Genomic DNA, 23,191 nt, shown 5'->3' with positions numbered 1-23,191 from the left:
CCGACCTGGCGGAGCTCACGCGTGCGTCAGGACGCTCAGCCCTGGTGCTCGGTGCGCTCGGCCGTCGTGTAGTGACGACCCTTGTAGTAGCCGCACGACGGGCACGCCTGGTGGGGCTGGGCCGGCGACTTGCACTGGGGGCACGTGGTGAGCGTGGTCGCCGTCGCCTTCCAGTTCGCGCGACGCGAACGGGTGTTGGAGCGCGACATCTTCCGCTTCGGGACAGCCACGTCAGTTCCTCTTCTCTTCGGTGTCGGCAGCCAGCGCCTGGAGCGCTGACCACCTCGGGTCGATCACTTCGTGGTGGTGCTCCGGGTCGTCCGCCAGGCGTTCCCCGCACTCGGAGCACAGCCCTGGACAGTCCTCCCGGCACACCGGCTGGAACGGCAGTGACGGCACCACCGCGTCCCGGAGCACGGGCTCGAGGTCGAACAGGTCGCCCTCGAGGGTGTGCTCCTCGGTCTCGTCGTCGCCCGCCCCCACCTCGCGGTGGTGGGCAGCACGGTCGGCGTAGGCGAACAGCTCCTGGAACCGCACGTCGACAGGGACGTCGACGGGGTCCAGGCACCGCACGCAGGCGCCGGTCGCGGTGGCGGTGGCCGAGCCCGTGACCAGCACGCCCTCGACCACGGACTCGAGCCGCAGGTCCAGCTCGACCGCGGCGCCCTGCGGCACCGCGATGACGTCCGTGCCGAGGTCGGCAGGGGTCTCGACGGTGCGCTGGACCTGCTCCATCGAACCGGGTCGCCGACCGAGGCTCTTGGCGTCGAAGACCAAGGGCGCGCGAGGGTCGAGGTGGTTCATGGCTCCAGCAGACGTCGAGGGGCTCGGCTCGCGCTCCGGACGAGACGCAGACCGACGCACGAGGTTACCGGAGCGCAGCCTGCTCGCCCAAATGCGCCCTCAGCGCCCGCCCGAGCACGGCGCTCAGCGTGCGCACGTAGGTGGCTGTCAGGTGGTCGCCGGCGCGGTTGACGGTGACGTGACCGATGGCCACCGGGCAGCGCTGCGCGGGGCAGATCCAGTTCGTGAGGTCGACGAGCGGCACCCCCGTCGCTGCCGCCGCGTCGCGCTGCACGGGCAGTGCGCTGCCCTCGACCGCCGGGGCCCGGTCGAACGAGCAGGCGCTGAGCCGGTGCGGGTGCCGGGCGGTGCAGACGTCGAGGTCGTCGGGCGACAGCGGGTTGTCGCCGATGACGGCCAGCGGCACCCCGAGTGCGCGGACCTCGGCCCAGCGCCGCGACAGCCCGTCGACCAGCGCGTCCCGGGTCGGGGCCCGGCCGTCCCAGGCCCGTGTGGCGTAGCCGGAGGTCAGCAGCAGGTCGGGCGGGTCGCGGCGCAGCCGCTGCATGACCCGGGCGTTCCACGCGTCGCACTCCGAGTACGGCTCCCCCGCCTGCTGCGCGTGCCCCTCCGCGAACGCGCACGACGACTTGCCGTACGTCACGATGCGCCACCCGCCCCGGACCGCCAGTGCCTGCACCGCGGGCAGCCACTGCATGGCCTTGGAGTCGCCCACGAGGGCCACCGTGCGGTGCCCGCCGGGGTCGCCGAACACGCAGGCCACGGGCTCGCGGGCCCGTCGGTCCACCTGGCAGTGGTCGACGTCGGCGGCCGGCCGGTCCTTGCCCGCCAGCTGCGGGTCGGGGGTGAGCCACCCCCAGTCGTCGACGGCGTACCGGCTGGGGTCGCTGCTCGGGGGGACGTCGAGGGTGGCCGCGCCGAGGGAGTCGAGCGACGGCCGCGGGCCGGCCACCGGAGCGGTGCGGAACGGCGACTGCACCCGCACGAGCGGCAGGGCCGCCAGCGCCCCCACCGCGGACAGCGCCAACCCGAGCGCGAGGACCGGACGGGTGCGGGTGGCCAGCGCACGGCTGTGGTGCACCGGCGCCTCGAGGAACCGGTGGCTCGCCCAGGCCGGCAGGACCGACGCCGCGACCACGAGGACGCGCAGCCACGGGTCGAGCCCCCCGGCGGCCCAGTCGGCGAGGACGACGGCGGGCCAGTGCCAGAGGTAGAGGGAGTACGACAGGCCGCCGACCCAGACCAGGGGCGCCAGGCCCAGCACGCGGACGGGTCCTGCGTCCGGGCCGGCCCACCCGGCATACAGGACTGCGGCGGTGCCGAGGGTCGGCACGAGCGTCCACGGCCCGGGGGTCACGGCGTGCGCGGGCAGCCAGGACGCGCTGCCGAGCACCGCTGCGAGTCCGACCCAGCCGGCGACTGCCGCCGTCCGCCGACCGGTCGGCGTCAGTGCGCCGGAGGCCGCCGCAGCGCCCCGCTCCCCCTTGGCGTGCAGCCAGACCGCGAGCGCGGCGCCCACCCCGAGCTCCCAGGCGCGGGTCGTGGTGACGAAGTAGGCGCGGGCCGGGTCGACGGACCCCAGCCACGCGGCACACGCGAAGGAGGGCACCGCGATGGCGGCGAGCAGGCCGCCCACGGCGGCGGGTGACGGACCGCGGGGCGAGCGGCGCAGCCGCCGCAGGCGCCACGCGAGGGCGATGAGGGCCAGCGGCCAGACGACGTAGAACTGCTCCTCGACCGCGAGCGACCAGAAGTGCTGGACCGGCGACGGCGTGCTGTCGGCGGCGAGGTAGTCGACCGCTCGGTGCGCGAGCACCCAGTTGACGACGTAGAGCGCGGCGCCGGCCACGTCCGAGCCCACCTCGCGACGCCGCAGGCCCGGGACCACGACGTAGGCCACGAGGGCCGTGACGACGAGCACCAGGACCGCGGCCGGCAGCAGGCGGCGGATGCGGCGGCCCACGAACCGGGCCCACGAGATGGTGCCGGTGCTCGCCAGCTCCCGCAGCAGGATGCCCGTGATGAGGAAGCCGGAGATGACGAAGAAGACGTCGACGCCGAGGAAGCCGTGCGGGACGGGCAGGCCGGCGTGGTAGGCCAGGACGAGCAGGACCGCGACGGCCCGCAGCCCCTCGATGTCGGGCCGGAAGCCGTGCGCCCGTGAGGGTTCCGGGGTCAGGGTCACGGCCTCCGCAGCCGGTCGACGAGGGCGTCGCGGACCCGGTCGGGCACGAGCCCGGTGACGTCGCCGCCGTAGCGCACGACCTCCTTGACCAGCGAGCTCGAGACGTGGCCGTAGGCAGGGTCGCCCGGCAGGAAGACCGTCTCGACGCCGGTGAGGTGCTTGTTCATCAGCGCCATCGGCAGCTCGTAGGCGAAGTCGGTGTCTCCGCGCAGCCCCTTGACGACGGTGGCGGCGTCCACGTCACGGCAGACGTCGACGAGCAGCCGGCCGCCGAAGACCTCGACCCGCACGCCCGGCAGGTCGGCACAGGCGTCGGCGAGCAGCTCGCGTCGCTCGTCCGGGCTGAACACGCCGTGCTTGGCGGGGTTGTGCAGCACGGCGACGACGACCTCGTCCCACAGCGCGGCGGCCCGGCGGATGACGTCGAGGTGGCCGGCGGTGACGGGGTCGTACGAGCCGGGGCAGACGCACCGGCGCGGGCTGGGGCTGGTCACACGGGCACGCTAGCAGTGCTCAGTCGTCGTCCTCGTCCTCGTCGTCGGTCGGCAGCAGGCCCTCCTCGTGGGCGCGCTGCACGATGCGACGGACGTTCTCCTGCGACCCGCAGTCCTCGTCGAGCAGCTCGTTGCGACGGGCCGCCCAGACCGCGCCGAGGTCCTGGCGGACCCGCTCGGACACGTCGGTGCGGGCCGGGTTGAGGATGGTCTGCTCCTCCTCGCCGATGTGGTGGTTGAGGGCCGTCGCGAGGTCCTCGACGGCGTCATCGAACTTCTGGGTGTCGGTGCCCTTGCACTCCAGCAGCGCGAGCAGGGCCTCGTTGCCCTCGGCGTGCTCCTCCTCGCCGTGCTCCGCCTCGTGCTCGTCGATGGCGTCCCTGCGGCGCAGGGTCGTGTAGACCTTCTCCTCCTCGGCCTCGCCGTGGGCGACGAGCACCGCGGAGAGGGCTGCGCGAGCCGCCTCGCGGTCGGCGGTGGCGTCGCGCAGCTCGCGCAGGAGGCTCTCGAAGAGCCGGTGGTCGTCGAGGATCAGGTCCACCACGTCACCCTCGATCGGGCGCGGGATCTCGTATCGCGTCATGGAGACACCCTCTCCCACCTGCGGGGACGCCGCCCGGCGGGGGCCGGCGGCTACCGGGATCCCACCCATCGGACGCCCGGTTTGTCCCCTCGGCCGACCTGCGACACGGTGGAGAGGTCCTGACCTCCATCGCAAGGAGAGCTCATGCTCACCCTGACCGAGAACGCCAGCACGATCGTCAAGACCATCGTCGAGCAGAACCTCCCCACCGACGAGGCGGGCCTCCGGTTCAGCCAGGAGGCCGACAACTCCGGCGCGCTGACCGTGACCACCGCCGAGGCCGCCGCGCCCGGGGACGAGGTCGTGGAGCGCGACGGGGCCAAGGTCTTCCTCGACGAGACCGCCGCGGTCGCCCTCGGCGACCAGGTGCTCGACGCCACCGTCGACGAGGGCGGGAGCGTGCAGTTCAGCATCGCGCCCGCCGACGGCGCCGGGGCACCGACGGCCTGAGCCGCGCAGAACGCCCGACGAAGGGTCCGACCGCTCCGGTGGTCGGGCCCTTTGTCGCACCCGTGGGCCCCGTGGCCGTCAGGCGGCGCCCTCGGGGTGCCGTGGTCCGGCGAACCAGACCGTCGTCTCGCCGTAGCGCCGCTCGCCCTCCGGCTCCCAGCCGCCCGGCCACCGCGGCTCGGCCGAGCGCGAGGACCGCTCGACGACGACGAGGGCGTCCGGGGCCAGCCAGCCCGGGTCGGCCAGCAGGGCGAGGTCTCCCGCGAGCGCCTCCTCGGGCAGGTCGTACGGCGGGTCGCTGAACACGAGCGTGAACGCCGTGGGGGGCGGGGCGGCCAGCGTGCGCGCCACCGTCGCGTGCCGCACCGAGGTCCCGGGTATGCCGAGTGCGGCCACGTTGCGGCGGGCGACCGCCGCGGCGGCGCGGTCCGACTCGACGAGCAGGACCGACGCGGCCCCGCGGCTCGCCGCCTCGAGACCGAGGGCGCCGGACCCGGCATACAGGTCGAGGACCCGGGCACCACGCAGCACGTCGAGGTGCTCCAGGCGCGAGAACAGGGCCTCACGGACGCGGTCGCTGGTGGGACGGGTCCCCTGGCCCTGCGGGGTGGCCAGCCGCTGTCCGCCGGCCCGTCCGCTGATGATGCGCGTCACGACCCGCACGCTAGCGCGCCGTGTCCGTGCTAGCGGCGCAGCGCCTCGAGGAGCAGGCCGGCGACGGCGTCCGGGCGCTCGAGCGAGGGCAGGTGGCCGGCCCAGGGCAGCTCGACGTGCTCGGCGCCGGGCACCTGCGCGGCCAGGACGGCCGCGACCTCGCGGAAGTGGGTCAGGTCCAGGGCGCCGGACACCACGAGGGTCGGGACGGCCAGACCCGACGGGTCGACCTCCACGCGCTCCGGCTGCGGGCCGGGGTCGAGCGCGTCGGCCGCCAGCTGCACCTCGAACGCCCGGCGCTGCATCCGCGCGACGCGGTCGGCGGTCGCCTCGTCGGCGTCCGGGCCGAGGAAGGTGCGCACGTTGAGCTGCACCGCCCCGTCGACGTCGCCGGCCTCGAGCAGGCGGTCCTCCTCTGCCCCGAGGGCCCGCAGCTCCTCGTCCGGGTCGACCCCACGGTGGGCGGGGCAGAGCAGGACGAGCGAGGACACGCGGGCGGGGTGCCTGGTGGCGAGCTCCATGGCGACCCGTCCGCCGTAGGACGAGCCCACGACCGCGGCCTCGGGGATGCCGAGCGAGTCGAGCAGCGCGGCGAGGTCGTCGGCGTCGGCATACGCCTCAGCCGGCAGCGGGGTGTCGCCGAAGCCGCGGAGGTCGGGGCGCACCACCCGGTAGCCGGGCGTGAGCGCGGGCAGGAGCGGCTCCCACATCCCGCGGTCGCAGACCCCGGAGTGCAGCAGGAGGACGGCCGGGCCGTCACCGTCGACGTCGTGGGCGAGGATCACGGCTCGGACCCTAGGGCCTCGAGGGCCGTTGCCACGAAGCGATTTCCGCGCGCAGGTTCCGACACCGCGCCGCCCGCAGACCTGCGCACAGACGAGCGTGTCGGTGCGCAGAGAGCGGATCCATGCTCACTGGGGCGGAGGTGTGCGCGCAGACGAGCGTCACCGGGCGGGAGGGCGCGCCGTCAGCCGGCTTGGTGTGTCAGCCGCGCTCGAGGAAGGCCGCCTGCTGCTCGTCCACCTGCTCGGCGACGGCGGCCGCGAGGTCGGGGTGGGCCGTCAGCTCGGGGTCGTCGGCGACGAGCACCGTGGCGTCCTCACGGGCCTGGTCGACCAGGGTCTCGTCGCGCAGGATCGAGAGCCACTCCAGGGAGTTGCGCCCCCCGGACTGCCGGGCCCCGAGGACGTCGCCCTCGCGCCGCTGCTCGAGGTCGAGCCGGGCCAGCTCGAACCCGTCGGTCGTGGCGGCGACGGCCTGCAGCCGGGTGAGCGAGGACTCGGCGTCGGTGCTGGTCATGAGCAGGCAGAGGCCGGCGTGCTGCCCCCGGCCGACGCGCCCGCGCAGCTGGTGCAGCTGCGAGACGCCGAACCGGTCGGCGTCCATGACGACCATGACCGTGGCGTTGGGCACGTCGACGCCGACCTCGATGACGGTCGTCGAGACGAGCAGGTCGACCTCCCCGCGGTTGAACCGCGCCATCACGGCGTCCTTGGCCTCGGGCGCCATCCGCCCGTGCAGCACCTCGATCGTGAGGCCGGCGAGGGCGGGCGTCTCGCGCAGGGTGGCCTCCACGGCATACACGCTCGCCAGCTCCCTGGGGGCGGGGACGGGGTTGCCCTCCTCGTCCAGCTCCGGGGGCAGGAACGGCTCGTCCTCGACGCCCTTGTCGTCGCCACCGATCCGGGGGCACACGACGTACGCCTGCCGCCCGGCCCGCACCTCCTCGGCGATGCGCTCCCAGGTGCGCTCGACCCAGCGGGCGTTGTCGCCGGGCACGACGTGGGTCGCGATCGGGGACCGGCCCCGGGGCAGCTCGCTCAGGGTGGAGGTCTCGAGGTCGCCGAACACCGTCATGGCGACGGTGCGCGGGATCGGCGTCGCCGTCATCACGAGGACGTGGGGCGGCTGGGCGCCCTTCTCCCGCAACGCATCTCGCTGCTCCACGCCGAACCGGTGCTGCTCGTCGACGACGACGAGGGCCAGGTCGAAGAACGAGACGTTCTGCTGGATGAGCGCGTGCGTGCCGACCACGATGCCCGCGTCGCCGGAGGCCGCGTCGAGCAGCGCCTGCTTGCGCGCGGCGGTCGACTGCGAGCCGGTCAGCAGGGTGACGCGGGTGCCGATGTCGCTGCCGCCGAGCATCCCGCCCTCGGCGAGGTCACCCAGCATCGCCGTGATCGACCGGTGGTGCTGCGCCGCGAGGACCTCGGTGGGCGCGAGCAGCGCAGCCTGGCCTCCCGCGTCGACGGCAGCGAGCATGGCCCGCAGAGCGATGACCGTCTTGCCGGAGCCGACCTCGCCCTGCAGCAGCCGGTGCATCGGGGTGTCGCGCGCCATCTCCTCGGCGAGCACCTCCCCCACCTCGCGCTGCCCGGCCGTGAGCTCGAACGGCAGCCGGGCGTCGAAGGCCGCCAGCAGGCCGCCCTCTCGCGGGCGCCGGGCGAGCGTCTTCTCCTGCGCCTGCCGGTGCCGCCGCTGGGCCAGCACGGTCTGCAGGACCAGCGCCTCCTCGTAGCGCAGCCGCTTGCGCGCCCGCTCCACCTCCGGCCAGCCGCTGGGCTGGTGGATGCCGCGCAGCGCCTCCAGCCGCGACGGCAGCCCGCGCGCAGCGGCGAGGTCGGGCGGGACGACGTCGACGACCGAGTCGAGCTGGTCGAAGACGAGGTTGAGGCTGTCGATGACGGTCCAGTTCTGGACCTTGGGCACCTGCAGGTAGATCGGCAGCAGCCGTCGGCGCGCGTCGAGGCCGTCGGAGTCCGGCGGCAGGATCTGGTAGTCGGGGTGGGTCAGCTGCCACGTGCGGCCGTAGCGACCGACCTTGCCGGCGAAGATCGCCCGGGCACCGGGGACGAGGCGGCCCTCGTGCCCGTAGGGCTTGAAGAAGGTCACCTCCATGTCGTTGCTGCCGTCGGTGATGGTGGCGGTGAGGATGCGGCCACGGCGGTTGCGCATGGGGCGGGTGACGGCGTCGCGGACGTCGGCGACCACCACGACGTACTCGCCCTCGTGCAGGCTCGTGAGGTCGGCGTCGAAGCTGGTGTAGCGCCGCGGCCAGAACCGCAACAGGTCGCCGACCGTGTGCAGGTCGCGACCCGCCGCCAGCTTGGGGGCCGCGCTCGACACGACCGAGCGCAGGGCGGTGCTCTCGTCGACCACGCCTACTCGACTCCCAGCAGCAGCGGGTAGTGCGGCTGGCCGCCCTCGATCACCTGGACGTCGAGGTCGCGCTGGGCCCGGCGGGCGTGCTCGCCGAGGGCCGCCCCCAGCCCCTCGGGCGCACCCTCCCCCGTCACGACGGTGACGATCTCGCCACCACTGGACAGCAGCCGGGTCAGGACCTCGACCGCCACCGCCTCGAGGTCGTCACCGACGACGACGACATCCCCCGAGACCGCCCCCAGCACGTCGCCCGGGGCGCACGGGCCCGCGCTGGTCAGCGCCTCCTTGCTCGCGACGGCGACCGCGCCGTGCCGGGTGGCCGCCGCGGCGTGGCCCATTTCCGAGGCGTTCCGAGCGGCGCTCGCCGAGGCCTCCCACACCGCCATCGCCGCCAGTCCCTGGACCGCGGTGCGCGAGCGCACGACGTGCACCTCGATCCCGTCGGCCTCGGCCGCCCGCGCGGCGGCGTGCGCGGCCATCTCGGTGTCGCGGTCGTTGGGCAGCAGCAGCACCGACGGGGCGCCCGTGGCGCGGACCGCGTCGAGCAGTTGGCCGGCCGAGGCGCGCCGGCCGGGACCGCTGGCGACCACCACGGCGCCGGCCGCCTCGAACACCGTGGCCAGGCCCGGGCCCGCGGCGCAGGCGACGACCGCGACACCCGTGGCATGGCGCTCCCGGCGGGCCGCCTGGTCGGCGAAGTGGGTGACGCGCACCCGGAAGGGTCGGCCGGCGTCGAGCCCCGCCTCGAGCGCGGCGCCGACGTCGTCCACGTGGACGTGGACGTTCCACAGCTCGGGGCCCCCGACGACGAGCAGCGAGTCCCCGAGGGCGTCGAGGGCGGTGCGCAGGGTGGCAGCCCGCTCCTCGTCGCTGTCCCGAAGCAGGTACATCACCTCGTAGGCCGGGCCCCCCTCGACGAGGTCGCCGTCACCCGTGGACGACCCGCCGTGGGCGCCGACCGGTTCGACCATGCCGCCGTCGCGCCGGGTCCACTCCTCCCGTCGGCGCAGGGTCTGGTCCTCGGTGAAGGGCTCGACCCGCTCGCCGACCAGCGCGGCGTCCTGGTGCACGACCCGGGCGAGCGCCTCGAGCATGAGCACGTACCCCGCGGCTCCGGCGTCGACGACTCCGGCACGGGCGAGCACGGGCAGCTGCTCGGTGGTCTCCCGGAGGGCCCGGGTGGCCGCGTCGAGCGCGGCCTCGGTGACAGCGGCCAGGCCGCGCTCCACCGGTTCGGCGCCGGCCGCTGCCGCCGCGTGCGCGACGGTGAGGATGGTCCCCTCGGCCGGGTGCATCACGCTGGCGCGGGCCCGGTCACTGGCGCGGGCGAGCCCGTCCACCATGACGGGCGCGTCGGCGGTCTCCACACCGCGCTCGGAGATGGCCTCGGCGAAGCCACGGACGAGTTGGCTGAGGATGACCCCGGAGTTGCCCCGCGCCGTGAGCAGCATGGCGTGGGCGAGGTCGGTGCACTCCTGCTCGAGGGAGGCTTCCCCGAGGACTCCGGCCCGCTCGTGCTCGGTGCGGACCGCGTCGAGGGCCGCGTCGAGGGTGAGGTAGAGGTTGGTGCCGGTGTCGCCGTCGGGGACGGGGAAGACGTTGAGGGCGTCGATCTCCGCCCGCCGGGCGGCGAAGGCGGCCCGGGTGAGCACGGCCCACCGCCTGGCGTCGGCGGCGGTCAGGGTCTCGAGCACGGTGGCAGGCTAACCGCAGGGACCGTCTGCGAGGCGTGCATCGGGCCCGTTTTGGTCGAGGCGCCACTCCTCGGCTACGCTTGACCGGTTCCCGTGAACCTCTTCCGTCGCTGGCTCCTGCCCGCGGTGGATCATGGGCGCCCCGAGTTTTGTACGCATCGAACCAGGAGAACACCCGTGGCTGCCAACTGCGACGTCTGCGGCAAGGGACCGGGCTTCGGTCACAACATCTCGCACTCGCACCGCCGCACCAAGCGTCGTTGGAACCCCAACATCCAGCGCGTGAAGGCTCTGGTGGGCGATGCCGGTGTGACCCCGAAGCGTCTCAATGTCTGCACCTCGTGCCTCAAGGCCGGCAAGGTCAAGCGCTGACCCAGCCTCCCGGCACACGCACTCGAAGCCGATCTCCCCACGGGGAGGTCGGCTTCGGTCGTTGACGGCGCCTACCCGGCGAAGTGGTCCCACCCGCGCGGCTGCTGCGGCTCGCCGTCGAGGGTGACGCCCTCCCCCGCCTCGACCCGGCCCAGGGCCCGCCAGCCGGCGGGCGGGTCCCCCTCGAACGTCGCGAGCAGGCTGTGCTCCTCCCCGCCCGCCAGCACGCACTCCAGCGCCTGCCCACCGACGACCTCCTCGAGCACGTCCACGTCCGGCGCGAGCAGCCGGGAGTCCAGGGCCAGCCGCACCCCGCTCGCGGCCGCGATCCGGGAGCCGTCGCGCAGCAGCCCGTCCGAGACGTCGAGCATCGCGGTCGCGCCCGCGGCAGCGGCCTGCGGGCCGGCCCCCAGCGGCGCGACGGGCCGCAGGTGGTGGGCGACGCAGTCCCCGGCCACGGACCCGGCACCGACGCCGACGCCTACCCCGCTGTCGCCGTCGGCCCAAGCCGCGGGCCGGGCCACTGCCTCGCCCGGTCGCGCACCGGCCCGGAGCAGCTCCAGCCCGGCGGCCGAACGCCCCAGCGTGCCGCAGACGGCGACGACGTCCCCCGGGCGAGCGCCCGAGCGCAGCACCGGCCGGCCGGGCAGGTCGCCCAGCGCGGTGATGGCGACCGCCAGCACCCCGGCCGGCGCCGAGGACAGGTCCCCGCCGGCGACCGCGACCCCCGCCCGCCCCGCCGCGTCGCCCAGCGCCCGCGCGAAGTCCAGCACCCAGGCCACCTCCACCGCCGGGTCCGCCATCAGCGCGACGAGCACCGCCGTCGGCACGCCGCCCATCGCGGCGACGTCGGCGAGGTTCTGGGTCAGCGACTTCACGGCGACGTCGGCCCCGGTGGACCACTCGTCCACCCAGTCGCGGCCGCGGACCATGGTGTCCGTCGTCGCCACGGTCCGGTTGCTCGTGGCGAGCACCGCCGCGTCGTCGCCGGGACCCACCGGCATACCCGGCCCGCCCGTGAAGAACGGGAAGATCTCGGCCAGCAGCGCGCCTTCGGACACCTGCGCCAGGGTGTGCCGGGGGTCGGGCACGGCGTGACCTCCTTGTGACGGGCCTGGGGAGACGGGCAGGACAGGGGCACGGTAGCGTCTGGGTCACCGCGGCGCCGTGCCGCGGGCAGGTTCTCTCGGGGCGGTCCGTCCCGGCCAACCCAGGAAGCTGAGGTGTCACGTGGTGGTCCAGGCCTACATCCTGATCCAGACCGAGGTCGGCAAGGCTGCGACGGTCGCCGAGGCCATCGCAGGCATCGCCGGGGTCGTCCTCGCCGAGGACGTCACCGGTCCCTACGACGTAATCGCCCGCGTCGAGGCCAACACGGTCGACGAGCTGGGCAAGCTCGTCATCGCCAAGATCCAGGACGTCGCAGGCATCACCCGCACCCTGACCTGCACCGTCGTCCACGTCTGACGTGCGCCGCGCCGCGCGTCGGCGCGTGCTCCTCGCAGCCGCCGGCCTCCTGATCCTCGGGACGGCCGGCGCTGTCGTGTATGCCGTGGTGCCCCGCGGCGTCGAGGTGGCCGTCCCCGACTACACCGGCAGCGGCTGCGATGCCGCCTCGCGGGTGTGGCCGCAGCGGGTGGCCGGCCACGACCGCGTGGACACCTCCCCCGCGTCGGCCCGGACCCGCGCCTGGGGCGACCCGGCCGTCGTCGCCCGCTGCGGCCTGCCCGCGCTCGGCCCGACGACCGCCGAGTGCCTCGAGGTCGACGGTGTCGACTGGGTCGTGGAGCGCCTCTCCGACGGCGCCCGCTTCACGACCTTCGGTCGAGACCCCGCCATCGAGGTGCTCGTGCCGAACGCCTACGCCCCCGAGCCCCTCCTCCTGCCGGCCTTCGTCCCCGCCGCGAGAGCCCTCCCCCCGAACGGCCGCCACTGCACCTGAGGAGCCGCCCCCAACCCCTTCTGCCGACTTGTTGCCAGCAGGTGGTCACGCAGGACCTGGATCGGCGTCCCGGTGACCACGAGGAGGCAACAAGTCGGCAGCCTCGCGGATCGGCGAGGGGCGAGGGGCGAGGGGCGAGGGGCGAGGGGCGAGGGGCTAGCGCAGACCGACCGGACGCTGCAGGGCCAGCTGGATCAGCTCGTCGATGAGGTCGCGGTAGGACAGCCCGGTCGCCTCCCACATCTGCGGGTACATCGAGTGCGGGGTGAACCCCGGCATGGTGTTGATCTCGTTGACGACGACGTCACCGGCATCGGTGTAGAAGCAGTCGACCCGGGCCAGCCCCTCGCACCCGAGCGCCTCGAACGCGGCGGCAGCCAGCCGCTGCACCTCCTTGGCAACGGTGTCGGGCACGTCCGCCGGGCACGACAGCACCGCCCCCTCGTCGAGGTACTTCGCCTCGAAGTCGTAGAACTCGTGCCCGCCCTCGACGGTCACCGCGATCTCGCCGACGTGCGAGACCCGCGGGCCGTCGGTGCCGCGCCCCTGGAGCACCGCGCACTCGATCTCGCGGCCCACGATCCCCTGCTCGACGACGACCTTGCGGTCGTGCTGGCGGGCGACCTCGATGGCGCCCTCGAGCGCCTCGGGGTCCGAGACCTTGGAGATGCCCATGCTCGAGCCGGCCCGGGCCGGCTTGACGAAGACGGGGTACTTCAGCGCCGCCACCGCCTCCATGGCGGCCGCCTTGTCGCGGCGCCACTGCACGTCGGTGACCACGACGTACGGACCGACCGGCAGCCCGGCCCCCGCGAACAGCACCTTCATGTAGTGCTTGTCCATTCCGGCGGCCGAGGCGAGGACGCCCGACCCGACGTAGCGGATGTCGGCCATCTCGAGCATGCCCTGGATGGTGCCGTCCTCGCCGAACGGCCCGTGCAGCAGCGGGAAGACCACGTCGACCTCGCCCAGGTCGCGCGGGATCTCCTGCGCCTCGAACGTCGTCAGCGTGCGGTTGGTCGTCGCCAGCGGCACGACGACGCCGGCGCCGCTGTCGCGGGCCACCTCGGGGGTGGTCGTGGCGGTGAGCTCGAGCCGGGAGGGGTCGCCGTCGGAGAGCACCCAGTGGCCCTCACGGGAGATGCCGATCGGGATGACGTCGTACGCGTCGCGGTCGATCGCGCGCATGACGCCGGCCGCGGTGGCGCACGAGACCGCGTGCTCCGAGGAGCGGCCGCCGAAGACGATGGCGACGCGCGGCTTGCGGGGCGTGGGCTGGTCGGTGCTCATCGCGGACGAGCGTATCCCGCCCGGTGGCCCCCGCCGTCACCCGCCGCACCCCACGCCTACGCTGGCCGCGTGACCTCCCACGACCTGCCCGACGTGCCCGAGTCCGGGGCGCAGGACGCCGCCCACGACGACCTCTCCCCCGCCTCCCGCGTCGTCGCGCTGGGGCGCCCCGCGCGGGGTCCGGGCGCGGGGGTCAGCCCCCCGCTCGAGCTCTCGTCGACCTACGTCGCCGGCGGCGAGCAGGGGTACGCCCGCGGCGGGAACCCGACCTGGTCCGCCTTCGAGGAGGCGCTCGGCAGCCTCGAGGGCGGCGACGCGCTCGTCTTCGCCTCCGGCATGGCCGCGGTGAGCGCGGCCCTGTCGCTGGCTCCGCACGGCAGCCCGGTCGTCGCGTCCCAGACCGCCTACAACGGCACCGTCGCCTCCCTGCGCGACGCCGAGCTCGACGGCAGCCACGAGGTCCGCTGGGTCGACCTCACCGACACCGCGGCCGTCGTGGCAGCCCTTGACGGTGCCGCGCTGGTGTGGCTGGAGTCCCCGAGCAACCCACTGCTGGAGGTGGCCGACCTGCCCGCCATCGCCGCCGCCGCCCGGGATCGCGGCGTCCTGTCGGTGTGCGACAACACCTTCGCCACACCCCTCGGCCAGCAGCCGCTGTCGTTCGGCGTCGACGTCGTGGTGCACTCCGTCACGAAGTACCTCAGCGGGCACAGCGACCTCATCCTCGGCGCGACCGTCACCGCACCCACCGAGGCCGGCACCGCCCTGCGCGACCGGCTCGCGCACCACCGCCTCCTCGGCGGCGGCATCGCCGGGCCGATGGAGACCTGGCTCGCCCTACGCGGCCTGCGCACCCTCCACATCCGCCTCGAGCGGGCCACCGCGAACGCCGCGGTGCTGGCCGAGCGGCTCGCCGGCCACGCGTCGGTGGAGCGGGTCCGCTACCCCGGCTTCGGCGCGATGGTCTCGGTCGAGGTCGCCGGTGGCCCCGTGGCCGCCGAGCGCGTCACCGCCGCCGTGGACCTCTGGAGCCACTCGACCAGCCTCGGGGGCGTCGAGTCCCAGGTCGAGCGCCGCCGCCGACACGTCCTCGAGCCCGAGACCACCCCCGAGAACCTCCTGCGCCTCTCGGTCGGCATCGAGGACGTCGAGGACCTCTGGCGCGACCTCGACCAGGCCCTCCGCCACGCCTGACGCGGCGGTTCGCCGGAGTCAGTCGGTCTCGTTCTTGAGCTCGCGCTGCATGAGCGCGCCGACGACGTCCTTGGGCGACCGCCCGTCGTGCACCACGGCCACCACCTGCTCGATGATCGGCACCCGCACGTCGTGCTCCTGGGCGAGCTGCAGGATCGACTCGCAGGACTTCACGCCCTCGGCCGTCTGCCTGGTGACCGCGACGACCTCGGCGACGGACATCCCCTTGCCGAGGTTGACCCCGAACGTGTGGTTGCGCGACAGCGGCGACATGCACGTGGCGATGAGGTCGCCGACCCCGGCCAGGCCGGCGAAGGTCATCACGTCGGCCCCGAGCGCCAGCCCCAGGCGTGTCGTCTCGGCCAGGCCGCGGGTGATGATCGAGGCCTTGGAGTTGTCGCCCATGCCCAGTCCCTCGGCCATGCCGACCGCGAGCGCGATGACGTTCTTTACCGCCCCGCTGATCTCGGTGCCCACGACGTCGGTGTTGGTGTACGGGCGGAAGTAGGGCGGGTTCGACGCGCGGGCCACCATGTCGGCGACCGCCTCGTCGACGCAGGCCACGACGCTGGCCGCGGGCTGCTTCTTGGCGATCTCGGGGGCCAGGTTGGGTCCGGAGACGACGACGATGCGGTCCTGCGGGACCCCACCGGCCTCGTGGATCACCTCGCTCATCCGCTTGGTGGTGCCGAGCTCGACGCCCTTCATCAGCGAGACGACCGCCTTGGCGTCGGCGAGGACGTGCCCCCACGTGCCGAGGTTGGCCCGCAGGGTCTGGGACGGGACGGCGAGCACCACGATGTCGGCGCCGTGCACCGCCTCGGCCGGGTCGGTGGTCGCCGTCACGGTGGACGGCAGCCTCAGCTGGGGCAGGTAGTCGGCGTTGCAGCCGCCGTTGACCTGGTCGACGGCCTCCTGGCGCCGGCCCCACATGCGGACCGGGGTGCCCCCGTCGGCGAGCACCGCGGCATACGCCGTGCCCCAGCTGCCCGTGCCGAAGACCGCTGCGGTGCTCACCGACCACCCCGCTGGGAGCGACGGAAGTTGCCGGTCTCGGGCAGCCCGTGCGTGCGCGAGTCGAACCGCTCGGTGGGCGCCTGCTCGCCGCGGAGCTGCTCGAGCTGCACGGTCAGGGCGGCCATGATCCGCGACGTCGCCTCACGCAGGAGGGCTGCGGTCACCGGCTGGTCGTAGAGGTCGGCGAGGTCGACCGGCGGCCCCGCGGTGACGTGCATCGTCTTGCGCGGCAGCAGCCGCAGCTTCCGGCCGTACGGCGCCAGCAGCTCCTGCGGCCCCCACTGCGCGACCGGGATGACGGGGCACCGGGTGGCCAGGGCGATGCGCGCGGCCCCGGTCTTGCCGACCATCGGCCAGAGGTCGGGGTCACGGGTCAGGGTGCCCTCGGGGTAGACGCCGACCGCCTTGCCCTCCTGCACGGCCGCGACGGCCGCGCGGAAGGCGTCGGCGGCCTTGCCGGTGTTGCGGTAGACCGGGATCTGCTGGGCGCCCCGCAGGATCGCGCCGACGACCGGGACCCGGAAGACCCCCTCCTTGCCGAGGAAGAACGCCGGTCGCCCGTTGTCGTGCATGTAGTGGGCGAAGATGAGCGGGTCGGTGTACGACAGGTGGTTCGGGGTCGCGACGAAGCCACCCTCCCGAGGGAGGTTCTCGGCGCCGTGCCAGTCGCGCCGGGTCAGCACCATGAGCAGCGGCCGCAGGATCGCGACGACGGCTCGGTAGGCGAACGGCAGCGGGTCACGGCTGCGGGCGGCCACGTGCTCTCCATCTCCGGTGGGGGTGTGCCTGAGCATCCTCGCTGGTCGAGGGGTCGGTGTCGAGCGGCCTCGCGGGCACTGGGACGATCGCCGTGATGACCGGATCCCCGCCCTGGCGGCTCGTCGTGCCCGTGAAGGGTGGGCCCGCCGCCAAGACCCGCCTGCACCCGCCGGGCGGGGTCGACCGCGCCGCCCTCGCGACCGCCCTCGCCACCGACTGCCTCGCCGCGTGCGTCGCCGGTATGCCGCGTGGCACCGTCCACGTCGTCACCGCGGACGCGCACGTGGGGGCGATCGCAGCCGGCCTCGGTGCTGTCGTCGTGCCCGACCCGGGTGGTGGCCTCGACGCCGCCGCCCGCGCCGGCAGGGACGCGGCGCTGGCCGCGGACCCCAGCGCCGCCGTCGGGGTGCTGCTCGGCGACCTGCCGTGCCTGCGGCCGGAGGACCTGCGCGCCGCCCTGTCGTCCGCGTCGCACCACCCGCGTGCGGTGGTCCCCGATGCCGACGGCGCGGGCACCGTCCTGCTCACCGCACAGCCGGGGGCCGACCTCGTGCCGGCCTTCGGCGAGGGATCGGCGGCCCGCCACGAGGCCGCCGGGCACGTCCGGCTCGACCTCGACCTGCCCCGGCTGCGCCAGGACGTCGACGACGACGGCGCGCTGCGCGTGGCGCTCGCCCTGGGCGTCGGTCCCGCCACGGAGTCCGCCCTGGCGGGGCGTGGCTACGCTGGGCCCGTGCAGGCCAGTGTCCACACCTTCGACGAGCAGAGCGGCGCGGGGTCGGCCCTGCTCGACGACGGCCGCGAGGTCAGCTTCCCGCCGGAGGTGTTCGCGGCGAGCGCCCTGCGGCACCTGCGCCCCGGGCAGCGGGTCAGCATCGACCTCGCCGGGTCCGGCGGACCGGTGACCCGGTTGTGGATCCTCGGCATCGGCGACGACCAGAGGATCGGCTGACCCTCCTGGTCCTCCAGGCCCGCGTCCCGGCGGGTCAGGCGACCTTGGGGCCGCCGACCTCGTAGTGTGCGCCGAGCGCGTCCAGCTTGTCGCCGAACCGCTCGTAGCCGCGGTAGATCAGGTCGATGCCGTGCACCGTCGACTGCCCCTCCGCGGCCAGCGCCGCGATGAGGTAGCTGAAGCCGCCGCGCAGGTCCGGGACCGTGATCTCGGCGCCCCGCAGCGGCGTCGGGCCGGAGACGACCGCGCTGTGACGGAAGTTGGCCCGCCCGAACCGGCACGGCGACCCGCCCAGGCACTCGCGGTAGAGCTGGATGACGGCACCCATCTCCGCCAGCGCCTCGGTGAAGCCCAGCCGGTTCTCGTACACCGTCTCGTGCACGATCGACAGGCCCGTGGTCTGGGTCAGGGCGACGACGAGCGGCTGCTGCCAGTCGGTCATGAAGCCCGGGTGCACGTCGGTCTCCAGCACGAGTGACTGCAGCGTGTCGCCCGCGTGCCAGAAGCGGATGCCCTCGTCGTCGATGTCGAACGCGCCACCGATCTTTCGGAACACGTTGAGGAACGGCATCATCGCCTGTTGCTGGGCGCCCCGGACGTAGATGTCGCCCTTGGTCGCGAGCGCCGCGCAGGCCCAGGACCCCGCCTCGATCCGGTCGGGGATGGCGAGGTGGTCGTAGCCAGCCAGCCGGTCGACGCCCTCGACCCTGATCACGCGGTCGGTCTCGACGCTGATGATCGCGCCCATCTTCTGCAGCACGGCGATGAGGTCGAGGATCTCGGGTTCCACGGCCGCGTTGCGCAGCTCGGTGACGCCGTTGGCCCGCACCGCCGTCAGCAGCACCTGCTCGGTGGCGCCGACGCTCGGGTACGGCAGCTGGATGCGGGTGCCGTGCAGGCCGTTGGGGGCGGTGAGCCGCAGTCCCTCGGGGCGCTTCTGGACGTCGGCGCCGAACTGGCGGAGCACGTCGAGGTGGTAGTTGATCGGCCGGTCCCCGATGCGGCAGCCACCCAGGTCGGGGATGAACGCCTCGCCGAGACGATGCAGCAGGGGCCCGCAGAGCAGGACGGGGACCCGGGAGGTGCCCGCGTGGGCGTCGATGTCGGCGACGTGGGCCTGCTCCACGTTGGTGGGATCCAGTAGCAGCTCGCCGTCGCGGTCGGTCGAGTCGATCTTGACGCCGTGCAGCTCGAGCAGCCCCGACACGATCTTGACGTCGGAGATCTCGGGGACGCCGCGCAGACGGCACCGGTCCTCCGCCAGCAGGGCGGCGACCATCGCCTTCGACACCAGGTTCTTGGCACCGCGCACCTCGATGTCACCCACGAGGGGTGCACCGCCGTCGACCCGAAGGAAGTTCGCCATGGCGCAAGCATCCCAAACGACGACGGCGGCCGGCACCCCGAGGGTGCCGGCCGCCGTGTCGTCCCTGCGGTCAGGCCTTCTTGGCCGTCCGCTTGGCCGTGGTCTTCTTTGCCGTGGACTTCGTGGCGGTCCTGGCGGTGGCCTTCTTGGCCGGGGTCGCCTTCTTCGCCGACGCTGCCTTGGTCGCCGTCGTCTTCTTCGCGGCCGTCGACTTCGCGGCCGTGGTCTTCTTGGCCGGGGTCGCCTTCTTCGCCGACGCCGCCTTGGTCGCCGTCGTCTTCTTCGCAGCCGTCGACTTCGCGGCCGTGGTCTTCTTCGCCGGGGTCGCCTTCTTCGCCGACGCCGCCCTGGTGGCTGTGGACGTCTTCACCGCCGTCGACTTCGTCGCGGTGGTCTTCTTGGCGGCGGTGGACTTCGCCGCCGTCGACTTCGTCGCGGTGGCCTTCTTCGCCGGGGCCGCCTTCTTCGCTCCCGACGCTGCGGCCTTGGTGGCGGTGCCGGCGGCGCGAGCCCCGGCGACAGCGGCCTTCGGCAGCGAACGCGGGTTCTTGACGACGTCCTTGAACGCCGAGCCCGCCCGGAACTTCGGGACCACGGTCTTCTTGATCTTCACGGTGGCGCCGGTGCGCGGGTTGCGCCCCGTCCGCGCGGCACGGGCCGCCTGCTCGAACGTTCCGAAGCCGGTGATCGCGACGCTGCCGCCCTTGGCGACCTCACGGATGATCACGTCGACGACAGCGGTCAGCGCTTCGCTGGCGGCCTTCCGGCTGCCGAGCCGCGACTCGAGCTCCTTGATCAGTTCTGCCTTGTTCACGTCTTCCCCTCCACAGGGTTGGTGACGCCGGACCCCCTTGGCCCGACAGGTTGGGCGGTCGAGCCGCTGCCCGACGTGGGTCTGACGTTAGGGCCGTTGAGGGTCCGAGTCCACCATGTCAAGGGCCTGATCCATTGTGTCGCAACGGATTGCGGGCCCTGATGAGGCACTTCGGGGGCCACCGGACCCGCTCGGGGAAGCATTCCCTGCTCAGGTCACACCACGTCCGGGGAGGCGAAAACCGCTGGGCGCCAACGCAATCCGCGGCGAAGAATGGTCGCACCAGGCAGCAGGGCCCGCCCCCCCCACCGGGACGGCGAGGGGCTGTCGGGCGACGGCAGGAATCTGCCCGGGATTCTTGGTGCAACACGCCGTGTCGCGGCGCGGCGAGAGGCTCAGGCCGGGCTGGTGACCGGCTTGTAGGCCGGACGACGGGCCTCGAAGTCGGTGATCGACTGCTCGTGGCGCAGGGTGAGGCTGATGTCGTCGAGCCCCTCCAGCAGCCGCCAGCGGGTGTAGTCGTCGACCTCGAAGGACGCCACGATGTCACCGGCGGTGACGGTGCGGGAGACCAGGTCGACCGTCACGGACGCACCCGGCTCGTTCTCGAGGTACTTCCAGATCAGCTCGATGTCGTCCTGGGCCAGCTGGGCCGTGAGCAGGCCCTGCTTGCCGCTGTTGCCGCGGAAGATGTCGGCGAACCGCGAGGAGAGGACGACGCGGAACCCGTAGTTCATCAGGGCCCACACCGCGTGCTCGCGCGAGGAGCCCGTCCCGAAGTCGGGGCCGGCGACGAGCACCGAGCCGGCGGCGTACGACTCGTGGTTGAGGACGAACGTCTCGTCCTTGCGCCACGCGGCGAACAGGCCGTCCTCGAAGCCCGTGCGGGTCACGCGCTTGAGGTAGACGGCGGGGATGATCTGGTCGGTGTCGACGTTGCTGCGGCGCAGCGGGACGCCGATGCCCGTGTGGGTCGTGAAGGCCTGCATCAGAGGGTCCCCTCGTTCGCGCCGACGAGCTGGTCGAGGTCGGCCGGGCTGGACAGGGTGCCGCGCAGCGCCGTTGCCGCGGCGACGAGGGGGCTGACGAGGTGGGTGCGGCCGCCCTTGCCCTGCCGGCCCTCGAAGTTGCGGTTCGAGGTCGAGGCGCTGCGCTCCCCCGGGGCCAGCTGGTCGGGGTTCATCCCCAGGCACATCGAGCAACCGGGGAGCCGCCACTCGGCGCCCGCTTCGGTGAACACCCGGTCGAGCCCCTCGGCCTCGGCCTGCAGCCGCACCCGGGCGGACCCCGGGACGACGAGCATCCGGACGCCGTCGGCGACCTTGCGGCCCTTGACGACCTCGGCGGCCGCGCGCAGGTCCTCGATCCGCCCGTTGGTGCAGGAGCCGACGAAGACCGTGTCGACCCGGATCTCGCGCAGCGGCGTCCCGGGGGTCAGGCCCATGTACTCCAGCGCGTGCTGGGCCGCGGCCTTGGCCGTGTCGTCGCCCAGGGTCTCGGGGTCGGGGACGGACTCGCCGAGCGGGAGGCCCTGGCCGGGGTTGGTGCCCCAGGTGACGAACGGCGTCAGCGTGGAGGCGTCGAGGACGACCTCCGCGTCGAACACCGCGTCGTCGTCGGTGCGCAGCTGCTCCCAGTCGGCGACCGCGGCGTCCCAGTCGGCGCCGGTCGGCGCGTGGTCACGGCCGCGCAGGTACTCGTAGGTGGTCTCGTCGGGGGCGATCATGCCGGCGCGCGCGCCCGCCTCGATCGACATGTTGCACACCGTCATCCGGGCCTCCATGGACAGCGACCGGATGGCGCTGCCCCGGTACTCCAGGACGTACCCCTGGCCACCGCCGGTGCCGATCTTCGCGATCACGGCCAGCACGATGTCCTTGGCCGTGACGCCCGGCTGGAGGTCACCCTCGACGGTGACGGCCATGGTGCGGAACGGCTTGAGCGGCAGGGTCTGCGTGGCGAGCACGTGCTCGACCTCGGACGTGCCGATCCCGAACGCGAGCGCGCCGAAGGCCCCGTGGGTCGAGGTGTGCGAGTCGCCGCAGACGATCGTCATGCCCGGCTGGGTCAGGCCCAGCTGGGGGCCGACGACGTGGACGATGCCCTGCTCGGCGTCGCCCATCGGGTAGAGCCGGACGCCGAACTCCTCGCAGTTGCGGCGCAGGGTCTCGACCTGGGTGCGGCTCACCGGGTCGGTGATGGGGCCGGGCGTGGTGGGGACGTTGTGGTCCTCGGTGGCGAGCGTGAGGTCGGGCCGGCGGACACCGCGGCCGGCAAGCCGCAGGCCGTCGAAGGCCTGCGGCGAGGTCACCTCGTGGACGAGGTGCAGGTCGATGTACAGGAGGTCCGGCTCGCCCTCGGCTCGACGGACGACGTGGGCGTCCCACACCTTCTCGGCCAGCGTTCCCGACACGATTCCCCACTCCTTCGACCATGGCTCCGGCGCGCGCCACGCTGCGCCGTCCACCGAGCGTCGCACCTCCGACACGCAGGTGGATTTGCGTCTCAGGCAATGAGACGTCAATATCAGTGCATGGACAACACCAGTGGAGTCGGCGTTCTCGACAAGGCGGCCATCGTGCTGGGCGCCCTCGAGGCCGGGCCGTCGACCCTCGCCCAGCTGGTCACCGCGACCGGACTGGCCCGCCCCACGGCCCACCGGCTGGCCGTCGCCCTCGAGCACCACCGCCTGGTCACGCGCGACATCCAGGGCCGGTTCGTCCTCGGCCCCCGTCTCGCCGAGCTCGCCGCGGCCGCCGGCGAGGACCGCCTGCTCGCCGCGGCCGGCCCGGTCCTGGGCGCCCTGCGGGACCACACCAACGAGAGCGCCCAGCTGTTCCGTCGCCAGGGCGACCAGCGCATCTGCGTCTCGGCGGCCGAGCGACCGGTCGGGCTGCGCGACTCGATCCCCGTCGGCGCGACCCTGTCGATGCTGGCGGGCTCGGCGGCGCAGGTGCTGCTGGCCTGGGAGGAGCCCGACCGGCTCCACCGCGGCCTGCACGGTGCGAAGTTCACCGCGACGACCCTGTCGGGAGTGCGTCGTCGCGGCTGGGCGCAGAGCGTCGGCGAGCGCGAGGCCGGCGTCGCCTCCGTGTCCGCGCCGGTGCGCGGTCCCAGCGGCCGAGTCGTCGCCGCCGTGTCCATCTCGGGGCCGATCGAGCGCCTCTCGCGCCAGCCCGGGCGCCTGCACGCGGCGACTGTCATGGCCGGCGCCAACAAGCTCACCGAGGTCTTGGCCCGGCACCACGCGCAGCAGCAGCAGCAGAACAACGCCTGACGCTGGACCCGGGAGCCGACGGGCCGACGTGACGGGACGTTCAACACGGGCCGGCACCGAGGGCGCCATCGGACGGTGGGGCCATGAGCCAGACCCGCACCTCCAGCCGGCCGCCCCGCTCCACCCGAACGGGCGAAGCCAGCCGCAGCGCGATGTCACGAGGCGCGCCCGACCAGCACCCC

24 protein-coding genes are annotated in these 23,191 nt (G+C 73.9%); 7 read left to right on the top strand and 17 right to left on the bottom strand.

Going from position 1 to position 23,191, the window contains the following annotated elements:
• Positions 1-35: 35 nt before the first annotated feature.
• The 5 genes from rpmF to ACYVDO_RS12625 form a co-directional block, all read right to left on the bottom strand.
• Positions 36-230: a 50S ribosomal protein L32 gene (gene rpmF / locus ACYVDO_RS12645; RefSeq protein WP_310155297.1), complete on the bottom strand. Its 195-nt coding sequence runs from the start codon at positions 228-230 to the stop codon at positions 36-38.
• 1 nt (position 231) lies between these two features.
• Positions 232-804, bottom strand: a complete 573-nt coding sequence (locus ACYVDO_RS12640) for a YceD family protein (RefSeq protein ID WP_460936360.1) — start codon at positions 802-804, stop codon at positions 232-234.
• A 64-nt stretch (positions 805-868) separates the two neighbouring features.
• The gene (locus tag ACYVDO_RS12635) at positions 869-2,989 is read right to left on the bottom strand and encodes an acyltransferase family protein (protein ID WP_460936358.1); all 2,121 of its coding nucleotides are present in this window, start codon (positions 2,987-2,989) and stop codon (positions 869-871) included.
• Positions 2,986-3,483, bottom strand: a complete 498-nt coding sequence (gene coaD, locus ACYVDO_RS12630; RefSeq protein WP_460936356.1) for a pantetheine-phosphate adenylyltransferase — start codon at positions 3,481-3,483, stop codon at positions 2,986-2,988. The genes ACYVDO_RS12635 and coaD overlap by 4 nt, the downstream gene beginning before the upstream one ends.
• A 19-nt stretch (positions 3,484-3,502) precedes the next feature.
• Entirely contained in the window at positions 3,503-4,066 is a 564-nt protein-coding gene (locus ACYVDO_RS12625) for a hemerythrin domain-containing protein (protein ID WP_460936354.1), read from the bottom strand.
• A gap of 144 nt (positions 4,067-4,210) precedes the next feature.
• On the opposite strand from ACYVDO_RS12625, the gene ACYVDO_RS12620 reads away from it, so the two are divergent.
• Positions 4,211-4,516, top strand: a complete 306-nt coding sequence (locus ACYVDO_RS12620) for a hypothetical protein (RefSeq protein WP_460936352.1) — start codon at positions 4,211-4,213, stop codon at positions 4,514-4,516.
• Between the two features lie 78 nt (positions 4,517-4,594).
• Here the strand turns inward: ACYVDO_RS12620 and rsmD are convergent, their stop codons facing one another.
• The 4 genes from rsmD to ACYVDO_RS12600 all read right to left on the bottom strand — a co-directional run bounded on the left by rsmD (position 4,595) and on the right by ACYVDO_RS12600 (position 10,026).
• The gene (rsmD, locus tag ACYVDO_RS12615) at positions 4,595-5,170 is read right to left on the bottom strand and encodes a 16S rRNA (guanine(966)-N(2))-methyltransferase RsmD (RefSeq protein WP_460936350.1); all 576 of its coding nucleotides are present in this window, start codon (positions 5,168-5,170) and stop codon (positions 4,595-4,597) included.
• 29 nt (positions 5,171-5,199) lie between these two features.
• Positions 5,200-5,955 carry an alpha/beta fold hydrolase gene (locus ACYVDO_RS12610; protein WP_460936347.1) on the bottom strand — a complete coding sequence of 252 codons (756 nt, stop codon included), beginning with the start codon at positions 5,953-5,955 and terminating at the stop codon, positions 5,200-5,202.
• Positions 5,956-6,154: 199 nt separating this feature from the next.
• The gene (locus ACYVDO_RS12605) at positions 6,155-8,329 is read right to left on the bottom strand and encodes an ATP-dependent DNA helicase RecG (RefSeq protein WP_460936345.1); all 2,175 of its coding nucleotides are present in this window, start codon (positions 8,327-8,329) and stop codon (positions 6,155-6,157) included.
• Positions 8,330-8,331: 2 nt separating this feature from the next.
• Complete coding sequence (locus ACYVDO_RS12600) at positions 8,332-10,026, bottom strand: DAK2 domain-containing protein (protein ID WP_460936343.1); 1,695 nt, start codon at positions 10,024-10,026, stop codon at positions 8,332-8,334.
• 177 nt (positions 10,027-10,203) lie between these two features.
• On the opposite strand from ACYVDO_RS12600, the gene rpmB reads away from it, so the two are divergent.
• Complete coding sequence (gene rpmB, locus ACYVDO_RS12595; RefSeq protein WP_056922510.1) at positions 10,204-10,398, top strand: 50S ribosomal protein L28; 195 nt, start codon at positions 10,204-10,206, stop codon at positions 10,396-10,398.
• Between the two features lie 71 nt (positions 10,399-10,469).
• On the opposite strand, the gene thiL is transcribed toward rpmB, so the two are convergent.
• Entirely contained in the window at positions 10,470-11,489 is a 1,020-nt protein-coding gene (gene thiL, locus ACYVDO_RS12590; RefSeq protein WP_460936341.1) for a thiamine-phosphate kinase, read from the bottom strand.
• Between the two features lie 142 nt (positions 11,490-11,631).
• Between thiL and ACYVDO_RS12585 the strand changes: the two genes are divergently transcribed.
• Positions 11,632-11,865 (top strand): Lrp/AsnC family transcriptional regulator, encoded by a 234-nt coding sequence (locus ACYVDO_RS12585; RefSeq protein ID WP_310155252.1) that lies wholly within the window; start codon positions 11,632-11,634, stop codon positions 11,863-11,865.
• Between the two features lie 25 nt (positions 11,866-11,890).
• Positions 11,891-12,340, top strand: coding sequence for a DUF3515 family protein (locus ACYVDO_RS12580; protein WP_460936338.1), 450 nt, complete (start codon positions 11,891-11,893; stop codon positions 12,338-12,340).
• Positions 12,341-12,496: 156 nt separating this feature from the next.
• Here the strand turns inward: ACYVDO_RS12580 and ACYVDO_RS12575 are convergent, their stop codons facing one another.
• Entirely contained in the window at positions 12,497-13,645 is a 1,149-nt protein-coding gene (locus ACYVDO_RS12575; protein ID WP_460936426.1) for a D-alanine--D-alanine ligase family protein, read from the bottom strand.
• A 54-nt stretch (positions 13,646-13,699) separates the two neighbouring features.
• Here ACYVDO_RS12575 and ACYVDO_RS12570 point away from each other — a divergent pair, with 54 nt between their 5' ends.
• Positions 13,700-14,824: a trans-sulfuration enzyme family protein gene (locus tag ACYVDO_RS12570; RefSeq protein WP_460936336.1), complete on the top strand. Its 1,125-nt coding sequence runs from the start codon at positions 13,700-13,702 to the stop codon at positions 14,822-14,824.
• Between the two features lie 18 nt (positions 14,825-14,842).
• On the opposite strand, the gene ACYVDO_RS12565 is transcribed toward ACYVDO_RS12570, so the two are convergent.
• Both ACYVDO_RS12565 and ACYVDO_RS12560 read right to left on the bottom strand, forming a co-directional pair.
• Positions 14,843-15,841, bottom strand: coding sequence for an NAD(P)H-dependent glycerol-3-phosphate dehydrogenase (locus ACYVDO_RS12565; protein WP_460936334.1), 999 nt, complete (start codon positions 15,839-15,841; stop codon positions 14,843-14,845).
• On the bottom strand, positions 15,838-16,599 hold the full coding sequence (locus ACYVDO_RS12560; RefSeq protein ID WP_460936332.1) for a lysophospholipid acyltransferase family protein: 762 nt from the start codon (positions 16,597-16,599) through the stop codon (positions 15,838-15,840). The genes ACYVDO_RS12565 and ACYVDO_RS12560 overlap by 4 nt, the downstream gene beginning before the upstream one ends.
• A gap of 95 nt (positions 16,600-16,694) precedes the next feature.
• On the opposite strand from ACYVDO_RS12560, the gene cofC reads away from it, so the two are divergent.
• Positions 16,695-17,552, top strand: coding sequence for a 2-phospho-L-lactate guanylyltransferase (gene cofC / locus ACYVDO_RS12555; RefSeq protein WP_460936330.1), 858 nt, complete (start codon positions 16,695-16,697; stop codon positions 17,550-17,552).
• 34 nt (positions 17,553-17,586) lie between these two features.
• Here cofC and murA read toward each other — a convergent pair whose 3' ends face one another.
• The 4 genes from murA to leuC all read right to left on the bottom strand — a co-directional run bounded on the left by murA (position 17,587) and on the right by leuC (position 22,145).
• Positions 17,587-18,918 (bottom strand): UDP-N-acetylglucosamine 1-carboxyvinyltransferase, encoded by a 1,332-nt coding sequence (gene murA / locus ACYVDO_RS12550; RefSeq protein WP_460936328.1) that lies wholly within the window; start codon positions 18,916-18,918, stop codon positions 17,587-17,589.
• Between the two features lie 70 nt (positions 18,919-18,988).
• Positions 18,989-19,732, bottom strand: a complete 744-nt coding sequence (locus tag ACYVDO_RS12545) for an HU family DNA-binding protein (RefSeq protein WP_460936326.1) — start codon at positions 19,730-19,732, stop codon at positions 18,989-18,991.
• A 395-nt stretch (positions 19,733-20,127) separates the two neighbouring features.
• Positions 20,128-20,721 carry a 3-isopropylmalate dehydratase small subunit gene (leuD, locus tag ACYVDO_RS12540; RefSeq protein ID WP_460936324.1) on the bottom strand — a complete coding sequence of 198 codons (594 nt, stop codon included), beginning with the start codon at positions 20,719-20,721 and terminating at the stop codon, positions 20,128-20,130.
• Entirely contained in the window at positions 20,721-22,145 is a 1,425-nt protein-coding gene (leuC, locus tag ACYVDO_RS12535; protein ID WP_460936322.1) for a 3-isopropylmalate dehydratase large subunit, read from the bottom strand. Before leuC ends, leuD begins: the two co-directional genes overlap by 1 nt.
• Positions 22,146-22,265: 120 nt before the next feature.
• Here leuC and ACYVDO_RS12530 point away from each other — a divergent pair, with 120 nt between their 5' ends.
• Entirely contained in the window at positions 22,266-23,009 is a 744-nt protein-coding gene (locus ACYVDO_RS12530) for an IclR family transcriptional regulator (protein ID WP_460936320.1), read from the top strand.
• Positions 23,010-23,191 lie beyond the last annotated feature (182 nt).

Source organism: Phycicoccus ginsengisoli (assembly GCF_054779295.1).
Note: the sequence above shows the minus strand (reverse complement) of the source record. Positions and strands in the feature narration are given on the sequence as shown.